Source organism: Streptacidiphilus sp. PAMC 29251, from assembly GCF_054208735.2.
This window is the reverse complement of record NZ_CM135725.2, coordinates 9,978,111-9,996,420: the sequence shown is the minus strand read 5'-3', so window position 1 is coordinate 9,996,420 and position 18,310 is coordinate 9,978,111. Positions and strand designations below refer to the sequence as shown.

The window sequence follows — 18,310 nt, the reverse complement described above, 5'->3', positions numbered from 1 at the left end:
TGCGGCACCTACCCGCGTGCGGGCCGATCAGGCTCCACGGAAATGTGCTATCCCTGGGTTCGCCACCAACCGTCGATCGGAAGAGGCCCACCCCGTGGAACCGACCGCCAACAGTCCCGCCCCGCGCGTCACCGCCGCAGACCTTCGTACCCTTCTGGGCTCCTCCGCCGAACGCCCGGTTCTCTACATCAGCTACGGCGAGGACACCGAGGCGGAGTTGGACGTGTGGGCCGCGGGGCTGGTCCCCGAAGCCGACATCGTCCTCACCCGGGCGGCTGCCGTCGACCTGCTCGGCGAGGAACCCGAGGACGAGGCCGTCGCGGCGTCCCTGCCGAAGATCCAGGAAGCCGTGGACCGGGTGATCTCGCTCCGGGACAGGTGAACTCGCGCACAGGGCAGTGCCGGCGGGCCTCCGCGCGGGGCGGCCTCCAGCAGGTATTCGCCGCAGCAGTCCAGTGACGCCGAGCGGCTAATATGCCAGTCGGCCCCTTCGTTGCATCGACCACGCAACGCTGGGCAGACGCATACCAGGAGATGTTTCCGGGCGAGGGGTACGGCACCGCATGGCGAGTCCCCAGGAACCGTTCCCCCTCTCCCGGGCAAGCTACTCCCTGAACGGGATGAGCGGCTGCATCGCCACCGCACGTCAACTCGCCGGTGCCTTCCTGGGCACGCAGTCGCAGGCCGGGGCGGACGCTCTGCTGCTGGTGAGCGAACTGGTCACCAACGCCACCCGGCACGCCCCCGGGCCCTGCGAGCTGAGCCTGTCCGACGACGGCACCCAGTGGACCATCGCCGTCAGCGACACCAGTCCCGCCATGCCGCAACCGCGCGCGCCCGACCTGGTGGCGGGAGGCGGCGGCTTCGGCTGGCACCTGCTGCAAACGCTGGCCGCCACCGTGCAGCTGACCCCGACCGAGGACGGCGGCAAGACGGTCACCGCCACCGTGCCCTACCCCGACCGCAGTACCGCCCCCTGAGAACGCCCACCCACACCGGCGCCCAGGTCCGGCGCGCAAACGCGTGCCTGTGCCCGCGTTCGGAGAAGGAGATCACCGATGGCCCGCAGCGCTGGACTGCAGGAACCGGCCCGGCTGCCCGAACTGCCCGCGGCCGTGTTCGACCCGGCCCGGCTGGACGCGGTGGCTGACTCCGGACTGCTCGACACTCCCGCCGAGGACAGGTTCGACGACCTGACCAGACTCGCGATGGCGATCACCAGCACGAGCAAGGCGTTCTTCACCGTCGCCGACGGACACCGCTCGTTCTGGAAGAGCGCCATCGGCGTCGACACCGCGGCGGGACGCCAGAACGACATCCGCCACAGCCCCTGCCATCTGCTGATCGGCACCGGACAGCCGCTGATCGCCGAGGACGCGGTCACCGACGTCCGCATCAAGGACCTCGCCGCCATCGGCGCACTGGGCATCGGGGCCTGGGCCGGCTACCCGGTGCTCTCCCCCGACGGCCACGTCCTGGGCGGGTTCTGCGTGGTCGACGACCGGGCCCGCCCCTTCACCGCCGCCCAGCGCGAATCGCTGCAGACCCTCGCCCGCTCCGTCTCCTCCGAGATCGCCCTGCGTCAGGCCCTGCGCCAGGCCATCGCCTCAGGACAGGCTTCGGCAGCGCTGGCGCGCACCCTGCAGGACAGCCTGCTGCCGCCGAGCCTGCCGACCGTGCCCGGCCTGGACGTGGCCGCGGTCCACCTGCCGGCCCATGCCACCGGTGCCGAGATCCTGGGCGACTTCTACGACCTGTTCCACACCCGCGGCACGAGCTGGTGCGCGGTGCTGGGCGACGTTTGCGGCAAAGGCGTCGAAGCAGCCAAGGTCACCGCCCTGGCCCGCTACACCGTACGCACCGAGGCCACTCAGCACCCGCGCCCGGCCACGGTGCTGCGGCGGCTGCACCACGCCATGGTCGATCAGCAGGTCAGCGACCGCTTCCTGACGGCCGCCATCGCCACCTTCCGGCTTCACAGCGACGGTCGGCTGACCGGCCGCTACACCAGCGCCGGCCACCCGCCGGGGCTGATCCGCCGCATGAACGGCACGGTCGAAGAACTCCAGACGCCCGGCACCATGCTCACGACCTTCCTGGCGCCCGAACAGATCCACCTGAGCGAAACCCTCTTCACCCTGCACCCGGGCGACGCACTCCTGCTCTACAGCGACGGCATCACCGAAGCCCGGGACAGCAACCGCGGCCAACTGTTCGGCGAGGACCGCCTGGCCGCAGCGCTGGCGCAGACAGCAGCCCCAGCACTGGACGCAGGCGCCACCCTGGCGCACCTGTGCGGTGTCGTCGCGGAGCACACCGGCGGCTACGCCGTCGACGACACCGCCCTCCTCCTGCTCCGCGTCCCCGGGAGGACGGTGCGCGGATCGAGGTAGGCATGAGGTCTAGAAGGTCGCCAGCGCCAGGTCCGTCGTGTCGTAGAGCGGGCTGGTCAGGCTGATGCCCGTCAGGTCGAGAAGCCGTCGCACCGCCGTAGCGGGAGCCGCCAGCAGGAGCCGGCCCTCGTGACGCGCCATTTCCGACCGTGCACGGAGCACGCTGTTCAGGCCGGACGAATCCATGAACGGCACCTGTGCCAGATCCAGCACGATGTACCGCCGCCCCTGCACCACCAGGGCAGCCAGTTGGTGCCGCAGCACGGCCGCGGTGTCCGCGTCGAGTTCGCCACTCACCGCCACAACCGCGCGATCCTCACCGTGCACTGTGGTACTGACAGCCAGGACGTCGGAATCCGAGGACATGGCGCACCTCCATCGATGTGAATACAACGTCTCCCGGCTGCCCCGAAATCTCCCGGCCACACCCCGTACCGCGGGTGGCTCATCGTTCGGTCCAGGTCTCGCTGCCGCTGCCGTTGCAGTCGTAGATGTCGGCCGTTGCGCCGTTGGCGACCGAGGCGCCGGTGACGCTCAGGCACCTGCCCGACTGGGTGCCGACGATGGAGCCCCCGGCGTTGACGGTCCAGGCCTGGTTGGCCGCACCGGTGCAGGCAGAGATGTCCACGCCGGCAAAGTTGGCTGTCGCACTGCCGCCGACCTCAAGGCATTTGCCGGAGAGTCCGCCGACGATGCTGTTGTTCGGGCCGAGCGTCCAGCTCTCGCTGCCGCTGCCGTTGCAGTCGTAGATGTCGGCCGCGGCCCCGCTCGCGGTCGAACCTCCGGTGACGCTCAGGCACTTGCCGGACAGCCCGCCGACGATGGTCGTGCTGGTGCTGCCGGCTCCGCCGAGGGTCAGGATCGCGGCGCTGCCGGCCGGAACGGTGACGGTCAGGGTGCTGCCGTTGACGGCCACCGGGGTCGTGGTCGGGGCGGGCAGGGTGCCGTCGGCCTGGACCGTCTGCCCGCCGAGGGTGACGCCGGTGGTGGCGGTCAGGCCGCTCGCGGTGAGGTTCACCCGTCGGCCCGTGGTGTACGAGGCGCCGAGGTTCAGCTGCAGGGTGGTGGCGGCGTTGGCGGCCGGGTCCTGTACGTCGTCCAGCACCACGGTCATCGTTCCGTCGGGGTGCTTGACGGCGTAGGTGCGGACGGTCGCCCAGGCGGGGTTGTCGACGTTGAGGAAGCTTCCGGCGCCGATCTGGTGCACGGCGGCCAGTCCGTAGTACTCCGGTTGCGCGGCGAGCGTTCCGGCAGCCGCGTCGGCCGCGGTCGGGGCGCACAGCGGGGTGTAGTACATGAAGAGCGGCTTCGGTGCGTTGCACTGGATCACGGTGCCGTGCATGTAGTCGCCGGCCACGCCCTCGCGGGCCAGGTCCAACTGCTCGTCCACCTCCCAGAGCGCCGAGGCGAAGACGTTGCTCACGCCCTGCTGGCCTTCGCACACCACCGAGTTGCCCTCGTCGATCACCGCTGGGACGCCGAGCTTCGCGGCCTGGGCGACCGCGCTGACCGCGACCCCGGTCTCGGCGTTGCGCACGCTCGTGCCGAGCAGGGCGGCGATGGTCGGGTTCCCGCCGCAGGTGCTGGAGGTGAGCGGATAGTAGTGGCTGGTCAGTTCGTTGACCGCGGGGTGGGCGGCCACGAAGGCGTTCTGCAGGGCGCTGGTGGCGCCCGTGGCGTCGGAGCCCTCGATCGGCACACCGGGGGCCGCCTTGTTGATGGCCGCGGTGTAGGCCTTGAAGTCGGTGAGGTACTTCGCGGTGTTGCCGGAGTACTGGGGGTACAGGTCGGGTTCGTTGCCGATCTCGATGGCCTGCAGGGACGAGCCGAGCGCGGTGGCCGCGTGCGCCGCCTCGTCGGCCGCCCTGGCCGCGTCGTACTGCTTGAGGTTGACGCCGAGAATGACCTTCCAGCCGCTGGCCTTCGCCAGGGTGTTCAGCGCCGTGAGGTCGGCGGGGGTGATGGTGGCCGTGGACCACGACGGCGGGGTCTCGCCGCTGGAGGTCCAGTACGTCTGGTCGACGGTATTGCCGCCGATCCGCATCACCGAGGTGCCGAGGGTCCTGAGGTGGGCGGCGAGGTTGCCCGAGGTGAAGCCGGGCAGCGCGAGGTCGGATGCCTCGAACGAGAGGCCGAGCGAGCCGCCGGTCAGCGCGGTCCCGGTGGTCGTCGGGGCGATGGTGACCACCGGAGGCGCCGCCGCGGACGCCGTACCGGCCGGACCGGCGACGACCGCCGCGAGGACCAGTCCCAGCACGAACAGGCCTGCCTGGTACGGGGATCGGCCGCACAACCGGTGGCGCCTGGGTGCTGGGAACACGGCTCGCTCCTCCATCGTCCATGGAATTCATATATATGAACCATCGTCATATTGATGAATCAGCGACACCTTAAGTGCCTCCTGAACGGCCGTCAACGGTTGTGACAGGAGCGGGTCAGGCTTGGGATGCCTTGAGGGCCTGCTCGAGGTCCTCCCACAGGTCCTCGATGTCCTCCAGCCCGACCGAGAGACGCAGCAACTGCTCGCTGATGCCGGCGGACACGCGGTCCTCCGGGGCGACGATGCGGTGGCTGATCGAACCCGGGTGCTGGATCAGTGTGTCGACACCACCGAGGCTGACCGCAGGTGTGATCAGCCGGACCGCGGCGATCAGCGCGTGCGGATCGCCCACCGGCTCGAAGGACACGATCGCCCCGCCTCCCCGCATCTGCCGCTCGGGACGATCGGCGGCGAGCCCGGGGTAGTGGACGCGGGCCACCGCGGGATGGGTCGAAAGCCGCTGCGCCAGCTCGGCGGCGGTGGCAGCGGCGGCAGCCACCCGCACCGGCAGCGTCGACAGCCCGCGCAGCAGCAGGTAGCCGGAGAGCGGATGCAGCACCGCCCCGGTGGCGAAGCGGATCTGACGCAGGGTGCGCGCGTACGGCTCGTCACAGGCGACGATGCCGCCCAGGACGTCGCCGTGGCCGCCGAGGAACTTCGTGGCGCTGTGCAGGACCACGGCGGCGCCCAGGTCGGCGGGGCGCTGCAGCACCGGAGTGGCGAAGGTGTTGTCCACCAGCAGCGGAACGTCCCCGCACGCGCGCGCCAGGGCTCGCAGATCGACCTCCGCCAGGGTCGGGTTCGCCGGTGTCTCGACGATCACGAACGCGGTCTCCTCGCGCAGCGCCGGGGCGATCTCCTCCAGCGAGCCGACCCGGGTGACCGTGGTGCCCAGCAGGCCCGATCCCAGCAGGTGTTCGCTGGTGCCGTACAGCGGCCGCCAGGCCACCACGTGCGTCCGGCCCTGCGCCACGCCGGCCAGCAGGCAGGCAGTGAGCGCGGCCATGCCCGAGGCGAACGCCACGGCGGCCTCGCACCCCTCCAGGTCGGCCAGCGCGTCCTCGAACCGCGCGACCGTCGGATTGCCCACCCGGCCGTAGACCGGCATCCCGGGAGCCTGCTCGCCGGTCGCGAACACGTCGAGCCGCGCGGCCTCCCCCCGGCTGTCCCGGGACGGATACGTGGTGGACAGGTCGATCGGAACCGCGTGCACTCCCAGGTCGGCCAGATCCTCGCGGCCTGCGTGCACCGCGCGGGTGCGAATGCCGTGTGTCGATGTCATGCGCTCAACCTGGCACAGGGAGCGGGTGAGGTCGTATGGTGCCGGATAGTATTCGGGCCCAGCCGATTATGCCGAACCACAGCCGGATCGGCGTGGCGCCGTGCCCGGTCGGCGGAATCCTGCACGGCCCCCGAGGAGCAGCCAGAGTGAACAGCCCGCACGACTCCCGCGACCTGCTCGACACCGTCGACACGGCCATTCTTCGCGAACTGCAGCTCGACGGCCGGATCCCCAACAAGGCCCTGGCCGCGCGGGTCGGGATCGCGCCGTCCACCTGTCTGGACCGCACCGCGCGGCTGCAACGGCTCGGCGTCGTCACCGGCTTCCGCGCCACGGTCTCCCCCGGCGCGATCGGCCGGGGGGTGGAGGCGCTGCTCGCCATCCAGTTCCTGGCCCACAAGCAGCCCCTGGTGAACCCCTTCATCGGCTTCGCCCGCAGCCTGCCGGAAACCCGCCTGCTGCTGCATGTGACCGGCAGCGACGACTTCCTCGTGCACGTCAACTGCGCCGACACCGCGGACCTGCGGCGGCTGGTGCTGGAGTTCACCGCCCGCCGCGAGGTCGGCCGGGTCCACACCCAACTGATCTTCGAGTCCTGGCAGGGCGGCCCCCAACTGCCGCCCACCGGAAACGACCGCCGCCCCGACCGACCGCACGCCGTGTCCTGAGGGCGCGCCCGGCGGGAGTGGCACTACAGTCGGCCTGATCGATCGTCACCAGGAGGATGCGTGCCGTACGTCGTCGACTTCGTGAATGTGTCCACCGTCGGTTTGGAATCGTCCCCGGTCGCGGATGCCCTCGCGGGACTCCGCGCCAATGAGGCACGCTATTACAAGAACAAGTACGACCATGTCTTCACCGTCAGCCCCGCCGCCGAGGCGCCCGAGACGCTGGACTGGGTGACCGGCGTCCTCGCCCAGGAGCGCGAGATCGTCATCGCCGCCCGCCCGCTCGAGGTGACCTCCTTCGAGGTGGACGGTCTTCGGATGGCCTATGTGTTCTACCAGTCCGGTCTGGCGGTGAACGTGATGTACGGCATCGCGGAAGGAGCGAAGCGCGCGGTCGGGTTCAAGCTCGCGGACGGCATGGACGTTCCCGAGGAGTTGGCCTCGCGCTTCAAGTTCGCGCGCCAGAAGTCAAAGCTGGCCGGGGTGATCCGCGGCTCCTACTTCGTGATCAAGGGCGAGCACTGACCTTACCCAGGGACGTCTGCCGCCGGTGGCGCCGACCGCAGGGTGAGCAGGGTGATCTCGCTGGGCGCGAAGATCCGGAAGGGAGGGCCCCAGAAGCCGGCGCCCCGGCTGGTGTAGAGCTGGGTCCGGACGCCGTGCCGGCTGAGGCCGTGCACCACCGGCTGATCGAGGCGGACCAGGTAGTTGAACGGCCAGATCTGCCCGCCGTGGGTGTGCCCGGAGATCTGCAGGTCGATGCCGGCGCTCGCGGCCTGTCCGACGAACTTGGGCTGGTGCGCGACGAGCAGGACCGGCAGCTCCGGGTCCGCTCCCACCAGCGCGTGGGCCAGGTCCGCCCGGTGTCCGGTCTGCCCGGACGAGGCCGCGGTCACATCGTCCACGCCCGCGAGCACCAGAGCGTCCCCGCCGCGTTCGACCACCACATGGCGGTTGTGCAGCGGCTCCCACCCCAGCTCTCCCATCAGGTCGAGCCAGCCCTGGGCCTCGCTGGAGTACTCGTGGTTGCCGGTGACGTACACCTTCGCCAGCCGTGACCGCATCGTCCCGAGCGGCGCGGCCTGCTCACGGCGCTGGTCCGGGGTGCCGTCGGCGATGTCGCCCGCGTGGCAGACCACGTCCGCGTCCAGTTCGTTGACCTTCTCGGCGACCCGGGCCGACCAGCCGGCCCGGTCGATCGGCCCGTAGTGGGTGTCGGCCAGCACACGACCCGGGTCCCGTCCAGGCCGCGGCCGAGCCGCGGGACGGTGACGTCCAGGCGCTTCACCCGGGGCAGTCGCATGGCCTCGTAGTGGCCCCAGGCCAGCAGTCCGACCGCGACCACCGCGACGGTGACGGCCACGATCCTGGCGCGGTCCGGGTCGCCCACTCCGAGCGCGAGCAGCACCAGCCGCAGCAGGTTGCCCAGGACCGACCAGGTGAACAGCACCCAGACCACGCCGAGGGCGGTGTCGGCGATGCGGGCCGCCCGGTCCGAGCGCCTGCGCCCGTGCCCCCTGACCATCAGCACCGGCAGGGCGGGCACCGCGGCAGCGAAGAGCACCGTGCCGACCAGGAACACCGGGAGCGGCCAGTCGGCGCCGGCGGCGAACAGGGTCCACCAGGGCAGGACGAACAGGAGGCCGAGGATGACCAGCACGCGCAGGATCCGGCCGCGGCCTCCGCGCCTTCTCCCCCGCGACGCCCCGGCGTCGACCGACGCCTCGACCGAAACCTCTGTCATTGCGCTGCCCCTCTACATCCGCGGTGCTACCGGTTCCCATCATCCGCCATGTCGGCCCGTCACCCGAACCGGCCCGCACCGCCGCCGCCGCAAGCGCGGACCCGGACCCGGTCAGCCGATCTGTTCGGCCAGGGCGACGATGATGCCCGCGGGGCCGCGCAGGTAGCAGAGCCGGAAGATGCTCTCGTACTGCGCCACCTCGCCCAGGAGTTCGGCGCCATGGGCCCGCAGCCGGGCGACGGTGTCGTCGATGTCGTCGACGGCGAACATGACGCGGTGCAGGCCCAGCGTGTTGGGCGGCGGGTTCGCCGGCTCGGGGCTGGACGACGCCGGGGCGTGGTACTTGCTCAGCTCCAACTTGCCGTGGCCGTCCGGGATCCGCATCATCGCGATCTCGCTGCGGATGCCGTCGAGGCCGACCGTGCGGTCCACCCAATCGCCTTCGATCTCCGCCCTGCCTTCCAGTTCCATGCCGAGCTCGGTGAAGAACGCGACAGCCGCGTCCAGGTCCTCGACGACGATGCCGACGTTGTCCATGCGCTGAATGCTCATGGATCCGAGCCTATAGGTCGGGAAAGGCCCCCAGCGGCGCCCGCGCTGCGGAACAATGCGGGCATGACGGAACTCCTTCCCGGCGCCAACACCCCGGTCCCGCTCGGCCCGCTGACCCTCGTGGTCCGCTGGTCCTGCGGCTCGGTGCTGGACGCCTCGGCCGTACTGGTGGGCGCAGGCGGCAAGGTCAGGACGGACGCGGACCTGGTGTTCTACAACCAGCCCGAGGCGGAGGGCGGCGCGGTGCGCCACCAGGGCGGCGCGCCGGGACGCCAGTCGCTGCTGGTGCAGCCGGAGCGGCTGCCCGCCGGCGTGGAACGGGTGGTGATCGCGGCCACCCTGGACGACGGCAGCTTCGCCGACGTGCGCGACCTGGCGCTGGAGCTGCACGACGCCGGCGGCGCGGTCGCCGCCGTCTTCCCGGTGCGGACGGCGGGCAAGGAGACGCTGCTGCTGCTCGGCGAGGTCTACCGGCGCCAGGGCGGCTGGCGGCTGCGGGCCCTCGGCCAGGGCTACGACACCGGGCTGGCCGGACTGGCCGCCGACTTCGGCGTGGCCGTGGACGAGGAGCCGGCCGGGTCCACGCCCCAGGCCGCCCCCGCCGACCCGGTCTCGCTGCGCAAGGAGATCGTGCGGGTGAACCTGGCCAAGCGGGGCGCCGCCGGGGTGCGGGCCAGGGTCGCGCTGGTGCTGGACCGGTCGGGGTCGATGCGCCCGCTCTACCAGGTCGGCACGGTGGGCCGCCTGGTCGAGCGGATGGCCCCGATCGCCGCCGTGGTGGACGACGACAGCTCCCTGGACGCCTGGATCTTCGCGGACCGCTGCGCCCGACTGCCCACCCTGACGATCCCCGAGCTGGCCGGGTGGATCGAGCGCCATGTCTACATCCGCTCGGGGCAGCGCCAGCTCCCGGAGCTGCCCGACGGACGGTCCCGCGTCCCCGACTACCTGGTGGACGTCTTCGGCGGCAACAACGAGCCCTTGGTGATCCGCGACATCCTGGCCTACTACGCGGAGCGGCCCGGCGATCCGGTGCTGGTGCTGTTCTTCTCCGACGGCGGCATCAACCGCAGCCGGCAGATCCAGAACCTCCTCACCGAGGCCGCCGGCAAGCCCCTGTTCTGGCAGTTCATCGGCCTGGGCACGTCCGACTACGGCATCCTGGAACGCTTCGACACCCTGCCCGGACGGGTGGTCGACAACGCCGGGTTCTTCCAGGTCGACGACATCGACCGGATCACCGACGCGGAGCTCTACGACCGGCTGCTGAGCGAGTTCCCGCAGTGGCTGACGGAGGCGCGCCGGCTCGGCATCGTCTGACCCCCGGCATCGTCCGAAGCGCGGCATCGTCCGACCCCCGGTCCGGACGGCGGCGCCGGGCGAGCAGCACCGGGTCAGCCGCGGAGCCGGTCGGTGACCCACTCATGGAACGCCCCGATGTGGTGCTCGCTCGGCACCAGGACGCCGCCGGCCCGGTAGGCGCGCGAGTCCATGCCGGGCTGGCAGCGTTCACAGGCGTCGAAGTCCTGCACATTGACCCGGTGGAACAGCTCCACCGAGCGGGAGGTGTCGACGCCGGCGTCGACGACGTCCTTGACGAACAGCCAGTCGCACTCGACCACCGTCCGGTCGACCGCGAGCGGGAACATCCGGTGCACGATGACGTGGTCCGGCACCAGGTTCACAAAGACCTGCGGCTTGACGGTGATCGCGTAGTACTTGCGGTCCTGGTCGTCGGAGACGGTCGGGATCCGGTCCACCCCCGCGCCGCCGTCGACGGTGAAGCCCTCGGCCTCCCCGGCGAACGCGGCGCCGTGCCCCACGTAGTACTGCGCGGCGTATCCGCCGGCGAACTCGGGCAGCACTTCGGTCAGTTCGGGGTGGATGGTCGCGCAGTGGTAGCACTCCATGAAGTTCTCGATGATCAGTTTCCAGTTGGCGCGGACCTCGTAGCGGATCCGGCGGCCGACCGCGAGCCGGTCGATCTGGTAGCGGTCGATGGCGGCCGGATCCCCGAGCCGCTCGGTGGCGGCGGCGATCACGTCCGCCTCGAACGACGGCGGTTCGTCGGCCAGGCAGACCCACACATAGCCGAGCCACTCGCGCACCTGCACCGGGACCAGTCCGTAGGCGGTGCGGTCCACGTCCGGCATGCTGGTCAGATTGGGCGCGGCGACCAGCTTGCCGTCCAGGCCGTAGGTCCAGGCGTGGTACGGGCACTGGAAGGCGCGCTTGACCTCCCCGGCCTCCTCCGTGCACAGCCGGGCCCCGCGGTGCCGGCAGATGTTGAGGAACGCCTTGACGCTGTGGTCGCGGGCCCGGGTGACCAGCAGGCTCTCCCGGCCGACCTGCACCGTCCGGAAGCTGCCCGGCGTGGCGAGGTCGTCCGCGCGGACGGCGCAGAACCACATCCGTTCGAAGATCTGCTCCTGTTCCCGCGCGAAGATCTGCGGATCCGTGTAGGAGCGTCCGGGCAGAGTGCGGATCAGGCTCGAAGGGAGCTCGGTCGCGGTCACGGCGGTGTGCCTTTCGACGGCAGCGGGTCAGCGGCGGCAGCAGTTCAACGGCGGCGGCGGGTCAGCGGCGGATGCGGGTCATCTTCGGGTCGAACAGCGGCTCCTCGGTGACCGTGGCCGGCAGCTGCTCGCCGAAGTACTCGACGGTCACCCGGGTGCCGGGTTCGGCGGCGGCCACGGGCAGCCAGGCGTAGGCGATCGAGGCACCGATGCTGTAGCCGTAGGCGGCGCTGGTGACGTACCCGGCGGGGGCGCCGTGGACGTACACCGGTTCCTTGCCCATCACCACGGCCTGCGGATCGTCGAGCAGCAAGCAGGTGAGTCTGCGCGACACCGTCTGCTCGCTGAGGCCGAGCAGCGCCTGCCGTCCGAGGAAGTCGCCCTTCTCCATCCGGACCGCGAAGCCCAGGCCCGCCTCGTAGGGGTTGTGCTCGGCGGTCAGGTCGGTGCCCCAGGAGCGGTAGCCCTTCTCCAGCCGCAGGCTGTTGAAGGCGCTGCGTCCGGCGGCGACGACGCCGAGCGGCTGCCCGGCGGCCCACAGCGTGTCCCACAGCTTGGGGCCGTTGTCGGCGGTGGTGTACAGCTCCCAGCCCAGTTCGCCGACGTAGGACAGCCGCATCGCGGTGACCGGGACGTTGCCGAGGTGGACCTGCCTGGCCTTGAAGTAGCCGAAGCCCTGGTGCGAGAGGTCCGCGTCGGTGAGCGACTGGACCAGGTCGCGGGCGAGCGGGCCCCACAGCCCGACGCAGCAGGTTCCGGCGGTGATGTCGCGGACCTGGACCGTGCCGTCCTCGGGGAGGTGACGGGTGATCCAGTCCAGGTCGAGGGCGCCGTTGGCGCCGATCTGCCAGCGTTCACCAGAACCGCGGTCCGCGCCGAGCCGGGCCACCGTCAGGTCGCTGCGCACGCCGCCGGTCTCGTCCAGCAGCAGGGTGTAGGTGACCGAGCCGACCGGCTTGTCGAGCTGATTGGTGGTCAGGTACTGCAGCAGGGCCAGCGAACCGGGCCCGGTGACCTCCAGCCGCTTGAGCGCCGTCATGTCGTACATGGCCACCCGCTCGCGGGTGGCCAGCGCCTCGGCACCGGCGATCGGGGACCAGTAGCGCGAGGCCCAGGCGCCGCGACCGGGGACGGCCGCGACCTCGGGCAGGTCCTGGTTGGCCTGGTACCAGTGCGGCCGCTCCCAGCCGTTGGCCTCCAGGAAGAAGGCGCCGAGTTCGCGCTGCCGGGTGTGGAAGGGGCTGACCCGCAGCGGGCGCGGCTCCTGCATCGGCTGGAGCGGATGGATGATGTCGTAGACCTCGACGAAGTTCTGGCAGCTGCGCTGGTGGATGTAGGCGGGGGCGAGTTGCACCGGTTCGAAGCGGTTGAGGTCGCACTCGTGCAGGTCGGTCCGCGGGGTGCCCTCGACCAGCCACTCGGCCATGGCCTTGGCCACCCCCGCCGAGTGGGTCACCCAGACCGCCTCGGCGACCCAGAGCCCGCGCAGCTCCGGGGCCTCCCCCAGCAGCGGGAAGCCGTCGGAGGTGAAGGAGAAGATGCCGTTGAAGCCCTCCGCCACCTCGGCCCGGGCCAGGGCGGGCAGCAGCGCCTGCGAGTCGGCCCAGGGCTGGGCGAAGTCCTCCTCGGTGAACGGCAGCATCGAAGGCATCTGCTGCGACTGCGCTGTGGTCAGCGGCGGCGCCACGTCGTCGAGGTCCACCGGCATCGGGCGGTGGGCGTAGGAGCCGATGCCGATCCGGTCGCCGTGCTCGCGGTAGTAGAGGTCGCGGTCCTGGTGGCGCAGGATCGGCAGGGAGGCCTCCAGCTCCTCGCTGTTGCGGCCGGCCAGCTCGGGCAGCGGGGTGGTCCTGGCGTACTGGTGCGCCAGCGGGACCAGCGGGACGGTGAGCCCGGCCATCCGGCCGATCCGCGGGCCCCAGAAACCGGCGCAGGAGACCACCACGTCGGCGGGGAAGCTGCCCCGGTCGGTGACCACGGCGGTGACCCGCCCGCCGGCCGACTCGAAACCGGTGACGGTGTGGTGCGGCAGGAAGCGGGCACCGCGCTCGATCGCGCGGCGGGCCTGCACCTCACCGGCGCGGACGGCACTGGCCAGTCCGTCGCTGGGCACGTGCAGGCCGCCGAGCACCTGGTCGCGGTCCAGCAGCGGGTGCAGCGCGGCGCACTGCTCCGGGTCGAGCAGACGGCCCGTCACCCCCCAGGACGTGGCCAGCCCGTGCTTGCGGGTGAGTTCGGCGAGCCGCTCCGGGGTGGTGGCCACCTCCAGGCCGCCGAGACGGCGGAAGCACCACTGGCCGTCGAGGGTGAGTTCCGCGTACTTGCGCACGGTGTAGGAGGCGAACTCGGTCATGGTCTTGGAGGGGTTGGTCTGGAAGACCAGTCCGGGCGCGTGCGAACTCGACCCGCCGGTGGCGAAGAGGGGGCCCTGCTCCAGCACGGTGACGTCGGTCCAGCCGCGTGCGGTGAGCTCGTCGCTCAGCGCGCAGCCGACGATGCCGGCACCGACGATCACGACTTTCGGTCGGACTGACAAGGCATCCGTCCCCTCGGCAGGGAGTTGCATATGGCGCATCAGCGTGCGTGATGTGAAACAGACTCATGCCCGCCGCACGCACTGTCAAGAGCGCGACAGCGGAAGGCCCGGCCGGCGCCGACGGCGCCTCCGCCCTCGCCCCCTTGACAGGGATTTGGGGCCCTTCCATACTCACCGCAAGTTGCGCATGAAGGCACTTATCTCGCATCACGCAACTCACTGAGGAGGCGGCGACCTGTGCCCTCATCCACCGACCCGACGAGTTCCACCGACCCGGCGAGCCTGCTGATCGACGGCGTCTGGACGTCCGCCGAGGCGGGCCGACAGCGAGTGGTCGTCAACCCCTTCGACGCGTCCGTGGTGACGAGCGTCGCCGAGGCGTCCGCCGCCGATGCGGACCGCGCCGTACGCGCCGCACGGGCCGCCTTCGACGAGGGGTCCTGGGCCCGCGCCCCGGCCGCCCGCCGTGCGGGCGTCCTCACCGCGACCGCCGACGCGCTCCAGGAGCACCGCGAGGAGTTGGCCCGGCTGGAGACGCTCGACACCGGCAAGACGCTGGCGGAGAGCCGTACCGATGTCGACGACGCCACGGCCGTGCTGCGCTACTACGCGGCGCTGGCGACCGTCGACGCGGGCCGCACGGTGGACACCGGACGGCCCGACGCCATCAGCCGGGTGGTCTACGAGCCGGTCGGCGTGTGCGCCCTGATCACGCCCTGGAACTACCCGCTGCTGCAGATCTCCTGGAAGATCGCCCCCGCCCTCGCCGCGGGCAACACCCTGGTGGCCAAGCCCAGCGAGGTCACCCCGCTCACCACGATCCGTCTGTTCGAGCTGCTCCAGCAGCAGTTGACGCTGGCCGGCGCTCCCAGCGGGACCGCCAACCTGGTCCTGGGCGGCGGCGCCGTCGGCGCCGCGCTCGCCGAGCATCCGCAGGTCGACCTGGTCTCCTTCACCGGAGGCGGGGTCAGCGGCCGCTCGGTGATGCGGGCGGCGGTCGAGACGGTCAAGAGGGTCGCCCTGGAACTCGGCGGCAAGAACCCCAATATCGTCTTCGCCGACGCCGACCTCGACGCCGCCGTGGACTTCGCGCTCACCGCCGCCTTCCTGCATTCGGGGCAGGTCTGCTCGGCCGGATCGCGGCTGCTGCTGCACCGCAGCCTGCACGCCGGGTTCACCGCCGAACTGGCCCGCCGCGCCGACCTGATCCGGCTCGGCGACGGCCTCGCCAAGGGCACCGAGACCGGTCCGCTGGTCACCGCCGAGCACCGGGCGAAGGTCGAGCGCCTGATCGCGGGCGCCGTCGCCCAGGGAGCGGTGGTCCGGGCCGGCGGCGGCCGGCCCACCGATCCCGAACTGCAGGCGGGCTTCTTCCTGCGGCCCACCGTGCTCGACGGCTGCCACGCCGGGATGACCATCATCCGCGAGGAGGTCTTCGGACCGGTGCTGACCGGCGAACTCTTCGACGACGAGGACGAGGTGGTGGCCCTGGCCAACGACACCCCCTACGGCCTGGCCGGCGCCGTGTGGACCCAGGACCCGGGACGCGGTGAGCGGGTGGCGTCGCGGCTGCGCCTCGGCACCGTCTGGATCAACGACTACCACCCCTATCTGCCGCAGGCCGAGTGGGGCGGGGTCAAACAGTCCGGGACCGGCCGCGAGCTGGGTCCGTCCGGCCTCCGCGAGTACCAGGAGACCAAGCACATCTGGCGCACCGTCACCCCTGCCGCCCAGCACTGGTTCGCCGGCTGAACACAGCGCAACCCTCCCCCACGACCCTGCCTCCCTATGGAGCAAACCATGAGCAACCCGGGAACCACCAGAACCAGCGCACCGCCCCCGAACGACGACAGCAACGACCTCGCCCGCTTCGGCTACACCCAGCAACTCGAGAGATCCCTCGGCTCCTTCTCCAGCTTCGCCGCGGGCTTCAGCTACATCTCGATCATGACCGGTGTGTTCCAGCTGTTCGGCTTCGGCTTCGCCTCCGGCGGCCCGGCCTTCATCTGGACCTGGCCGCTGGTCTTCATCGGCCAGGGGGCGGTCGCCCTCTGCTTCGCCGAGCTGGCGGGCCAGTTCCCGCTGGCCGGCTCGGTCTACCAGTGGTCCAAGCAGATCGCGCGCCCGGGCACCTCCTGGATGTCCGGCTGGATCATCACGGTGGGCTCGATCGTCACCGCGGCCGCGGTCGCCGTCGCCTACCAGATCATCCTGCCGCAGGTCTCGCTGGTCTTCGAGATCGTCGGCGGCTCCGCCGACGCGGGAGTGACCACCACGCCCGCCGGTTCGCAGAACGCCATCGTCCTCGCCCTGGGCCTGGTCGTCTTCACCACCATCGTCAACATCGTCGGCGTGCGGCTGATGGCGAAGATCAACAACTTCGGGGTGGCGGTGGAGCTGATCGGCGTCACCCTGCTGATCATCATGCTCGCCCTGCACATCAAGCGCGGACCGCAGGTGGTGCTGCAGACCCAGGGCACCGGAACCGGCCACTCCTGGGGCTACCTGGGCGCCTTCATGGTGGCCTCGATGATGAGCGCCTATGTGTTCTACGGCTTCGACACCGCGGGCTCGCTGGCCGAGGAGACCAGGGAGCCGCGGCGGCACGCCCCCCGCGCCATCCTCCGGGCCATCACCGCCGCCGCCATCGCGGGCGGGCTGCTGATGCTGGTCGGGATGATGGCGGTCGGCAACATCAAGTCGTCCGAGATCGGCACGCTCGGCATGCCGTACCTGATCAAGAGCACCCTCGGCAACAACCTGGGGGACGTCTTCCTGGTCTGCTCGGCGATCGCGATCACGGTCTGCTGCCTGGCCGTGCAGACCGCCGCGATCCGGCTGCTGTTCTCCATGGCCCGGGACGGACGGCTGCCCTTCAGCGCGCGCATCGCCAAGGTCAACCCCAGATCCGGCACCCCGGTCCTGCCCGCCCTGATCACCGGCGTGCTGACGATCGTGCTGCTGCTGGTCAACATGGGCAACCAGCGGGTGTTCTACATCCTCACCTCGGTCGCGATCATCCTCTTCTACATCCCCTACCTGATGGTGACCACCCCGATGCTGCTGCGCCGGCTGCGCGGCGGCTGGCCCCGGGCGGAGCACGGCGCGTTCTTCAGCATGGGCCGCTGGGGGGTCGTGGTGAACATCGTCGCCGTGCTCTACGGCGCGGCGATGACCGTCAACCTGGCCTGGCCGCGGGCCGCCGTCTACGGCAACGACCACTGGTACTACCAGTGGGGCGCCGTCGTCTTCACCGGAGTGATCTCGGCCGTCGGCGGACTGCTCTACCTGCGCTACCGGCACCGGACCCAGCAGCAGTAGCCGGGAAAGGGAGCACAGCCCCGGAGGGGCGCCGGGACCATCCGGTGCCCCTCCCCACGGAGTTCACCCCACCGGGAAGTGCCCGAGCCGGGCCGAGACCTCCGCGGCCGCCGACCGTACCGCGGCGGCCACCGCGGGGATCCGCTCCCCGGTCAGCCGGAAGGAGGGGCCGGAGGCGCTGATGGCCGCCACCACCTGACCGTTCTGCGCGTACACCGGGGCCGCGACGGCGTTCAGGCCCTGCTCCAACTCCTCGACGCAGGAGCCGAATCCGTCCGTCAGAATCCGCTCCAACTGGGCGGCCAGGACCTCCGGGTCGGTCACCGTCAGCGGTGTGTAGCGCGCCAGCGGGGCGGCCAGCCGCTGCTTCCGCAGGTCCGCCGGCAGGTGTGCCAGCAGCACCTTTCCGCTGGACGTCGCGTGCAGCGGGGTGCGCTGGCCGACCCAGTTGTGGGTGGTCAGCGCCGAAGGGCCGAACACCTGGTCGATGTTGACGGCCTCGCCGTCGAGCAGGATCGCCACATTGATCGCCTCGGCGACCTCGACCGCCAGCCGCTCGCAGATCGGGCGGCTCAGCTGGGACAGGTCCATCCGCACGGTCGCCGCGCCCGCGAGCCGGACCAGGCCGAGCCCCAGCCGGTACTTGCCGCGCTCCCCCGGCTGCTCGACCAGGCCGCGCATCTCCAGGGCCGCGGTGAGGCGGAACGCCGTCGACTTGTGCACGCCGAGCTCCGCCGCGAGCTCGGTGACCCCGGTCTCGCCCCTGCGCGCGAGGATCTCCAGGATGGTCACCGCCCGGTCGACGGACTGCACCGGGGACTCGGTCCGCTGCGAGCCCACCGGCCCTTCGGAGGACGTGCCGTTCCGACTGTTGCTCATAACGCAACATTATGCACACGTGCAGCCGAGCGCAGGACGTCCTCTTGACAAGCCCCTGACGGGCCGAAACCATGTTGCGCAATACGAATCGGGTTGTGT

General features: G+C 71.1%; 15 protein-coding genes and 1 pseudogene. 8 read left to right on the top strand and 8 right to left on the bottom strand.

The genetic code is table 11. From position 1 onward, the window contains the following. Window positions 1-94 precede the first annotated feature (94 nt). The 3 genes from ACXKR8_RS47730 to ACXKR8_RS47720 all read left to right on the top strand — a co-directional run bounded on the left by ACXKR8_RS47730 (window position 95) and on the right by ACXKR8_RS47720 (window position 2,393). Window positions 95-382: a hypothetical protein gene (locus ACXKR8_RS47730; protein ID WP_458270795.1), complete on the top strand. Its 288-nt coding sequence runs from the start codon at window positions 95-97 to the stop codon at window positions 380-382. A gap of 181 nt (window positions 383-563) precedes the next feature. Next, window positions 564-980 (top strand): ATP-binding protein, encoded by a 417-nt coding sequence (locus tag ACXKR8_RS47725; RefSeq protein WP_458270794.1) that lies wholly within the window; start codon window positions 564-566, stop codon window positions 978-980. A 78-nt stretch (window positions 981-1,058) separates the two neighbouring features. Further along, window positions 1,059-2,393, top strand: a complete 1,335-nt coding sequence (locus ACXKR8_RS47720) for a PP2C family protein-serine/threonine phosphatase (RefSeq protein WP_458270793.1) — start codon at window positions 1,059-1,061, stop codon at window positions 2,391-2,393. Between the two features lie 9 nt (window positions 2,394-2,402). Here the strand turns inward: ACXKR8_RS47720 and ACXKR8_RS47715 are convergent, their stop codons facing one another. The 3 genes from ACXKR8_RS47715 to ACXKR8_RS47705 form a co-directional block, all read right to left on the bottom strand. After that, entirely contained in the window at window positions 2,403-2,759 is a 357-nt protein-coding gene (locus ACXKR8_RS47715; protein ID WP_458270792.1) for an STAS domain-containing protein, read from the bottom strand. 79 nt (window positions 2,760-2,838) lie between these two features. Continuing rightward, window positions 2,839-4,713 (bottom strand): glycosyl hydrolase family protein, encoded by a 1,875-nt coding sequence (locus ACXKR8_RS47710; protein ID WP_458270791.1) that lies wholly within the window; start codon window positions 4,711-4,713, stop codon window positions 2,839-2,841. 115 nt (window positions 4,714-4,828) lie between these two features. Further along, a complete protein-coding gene (locus ACXKR8_RS47705; RefSeq protein WP_458270790.1) occupies window positions 4,829-5,995 on the bottom strand; it encodes a trans-sulfuration enzyme family protein in 1,167 nt (388 codons plus the stop codon). A 146-nt stretch (window positions 5,996-6,141) separates the two neighbouring features. On the opposite strand from ACXKR8_RS47705, the gene ACXKR8_RS47700 reads away from it, so the two are divergent. Continuing rightward, window positions 6,142-6,663 carry an Lrp/AsnC family transcriptional regulator gene (locus ACXKR8_RS47700; protein ID WP_458270789.1) on the top strand — a complete coding sequence of 174 codons (522 nt, stop codon included), beginning with the start codon at window positions 6,142-6,144 and terminating at the stop codon, window positions 6,661-6,663. A gap of 60 nt (window positions 6,664-6,723) precedes the next feature. Continuing rightward, window positions 6,724-7,188, top strand: coding sequence for a hypothetical protein (locus tag ACXKR8_RS47695; RefSeq protein ID WP_458270788.1), 465 nt, complete (start codon window positions 6,724-6,726; stop codon window positions 7,186-7,188). Window positions 7,189-7,190: 2 nt separating this feature from the next. On the opposite strand, the pseudogene ACXKR8_RS47690 reads toward ACXKR8_RS47695, so the two are convergent. Further along, window positions 7,191-8,407 (bottom strand): annotated as a pseudogene (locus tag ACXKR8_RS47690) (metallophosphoesterase). Between the two features lie 111 nt (window positions 8,408-8,518). After that, window positions 8,519-8,959: a VOC family protein gene (locus ACXKR8_RS47685; protein WP_458270786.1), complete on the bottom strand. Its 441-nt coding sequence runs from the start codon at window positions 8,957-8,959 to the stop codon at window positions 8,519-8,521. Between the two features lie 63 nt (window positions 8,960-9,022). On the opposite strand from ACXKR8_RS47685, the gene ACXKR8_RS47680 reads away from it, so the two are divergent. After that, the gene (locus tag ACXKR8_RS47680; protein ID WP_458270785.1) at window positions 9,023-10,279 is read left to right on the top strand and encodes a vWA domain-containing protein; all 1,257 of its coding nucleotides are present in this window, start codon (window positions 9,023-9,025) and stop codon (window positions 10,277-10,279) included. A 74-nt stretch (window positions 10,280-10,353) separates the two neighbouring features. Here the strand turns inward: ACXKR8_RS47680 and ACXKR8_RS47675 are convergent, their stop codons facing one another. Beyond that, window positions 10,354-11,475: an aromatic ring-hydroxylating oxygenase subunit alpha gene (locus ACXKR8_RS47675; protein ID WP_458270784.1), complete on the bottom strand. Its 1,122-nt coding sequence runs from the start codon at window positions 11,473-11,475 to the stop codon at window positions 10,354-10,356. A 61-nt stretch (window positions 11,476-11,536) separates the two neighbouring features. Further along, the gene (locus ACXKR8_RS47670) at window positions 11,537-14,011 is read right to left on the bottom strand and encodes a GcvT family protein (RefSeq protein ID WP_458270783.1); all 2,475 of its coding nucleotides are present in this window, start codon (window positions 14,009-14,011) and stop codon (window positions 11,537-11,539) included. Between the two features lie 237 nt (window positions 14,012-14,248). Here ACXKR8_RS47670 and ACXKR8_RS47665 point away from each other — a divergent pair, with 237 nt between their 5' ends. After that, window positions 14,249-15,763: an aldehyde dehydrogenase family protein gene (locus tag ACXKR8_RS47665; protein WP_458270782.1), complete on the top strand. Its 1,515-nt coding sequence runs from the start codon at window positions 14,249-14,251 to the stop codon at window positions 15,761-15,763. A gap of 48 nt (window positions 15,764-15,811) precedes the next feature. After that, window positions 15,812-17,332, top strand: coding sequence for an amino acid permease (locus ACXKR8_RS47660; protein ID WP_458270781.1), 1,521 nt, complete (start codon window positions 15,812-15,814; stop codon window positions 17,330-17,332). 63 nt (window positions 17,333-17,395) lie between these two features. On the opposite strand, the gene ACXKR8_RS47655 is transcribed toward ACXKR8_RS47660, so the two are convergent. Continuing rightward, complete coding sequence (locus ACXKR8_RS47655) at window positions 17,396-18,145, bottom strand: IclR family transcriptional regulator (RefSeq protein ID WP_458275262.1); 750 nt, start codon at window positions 18,143-18,145, stop codon at window positions 17,396-17,398. Between the last annotated feature and the right edge of the window lie 165 nt (window positions 18,146-18,310).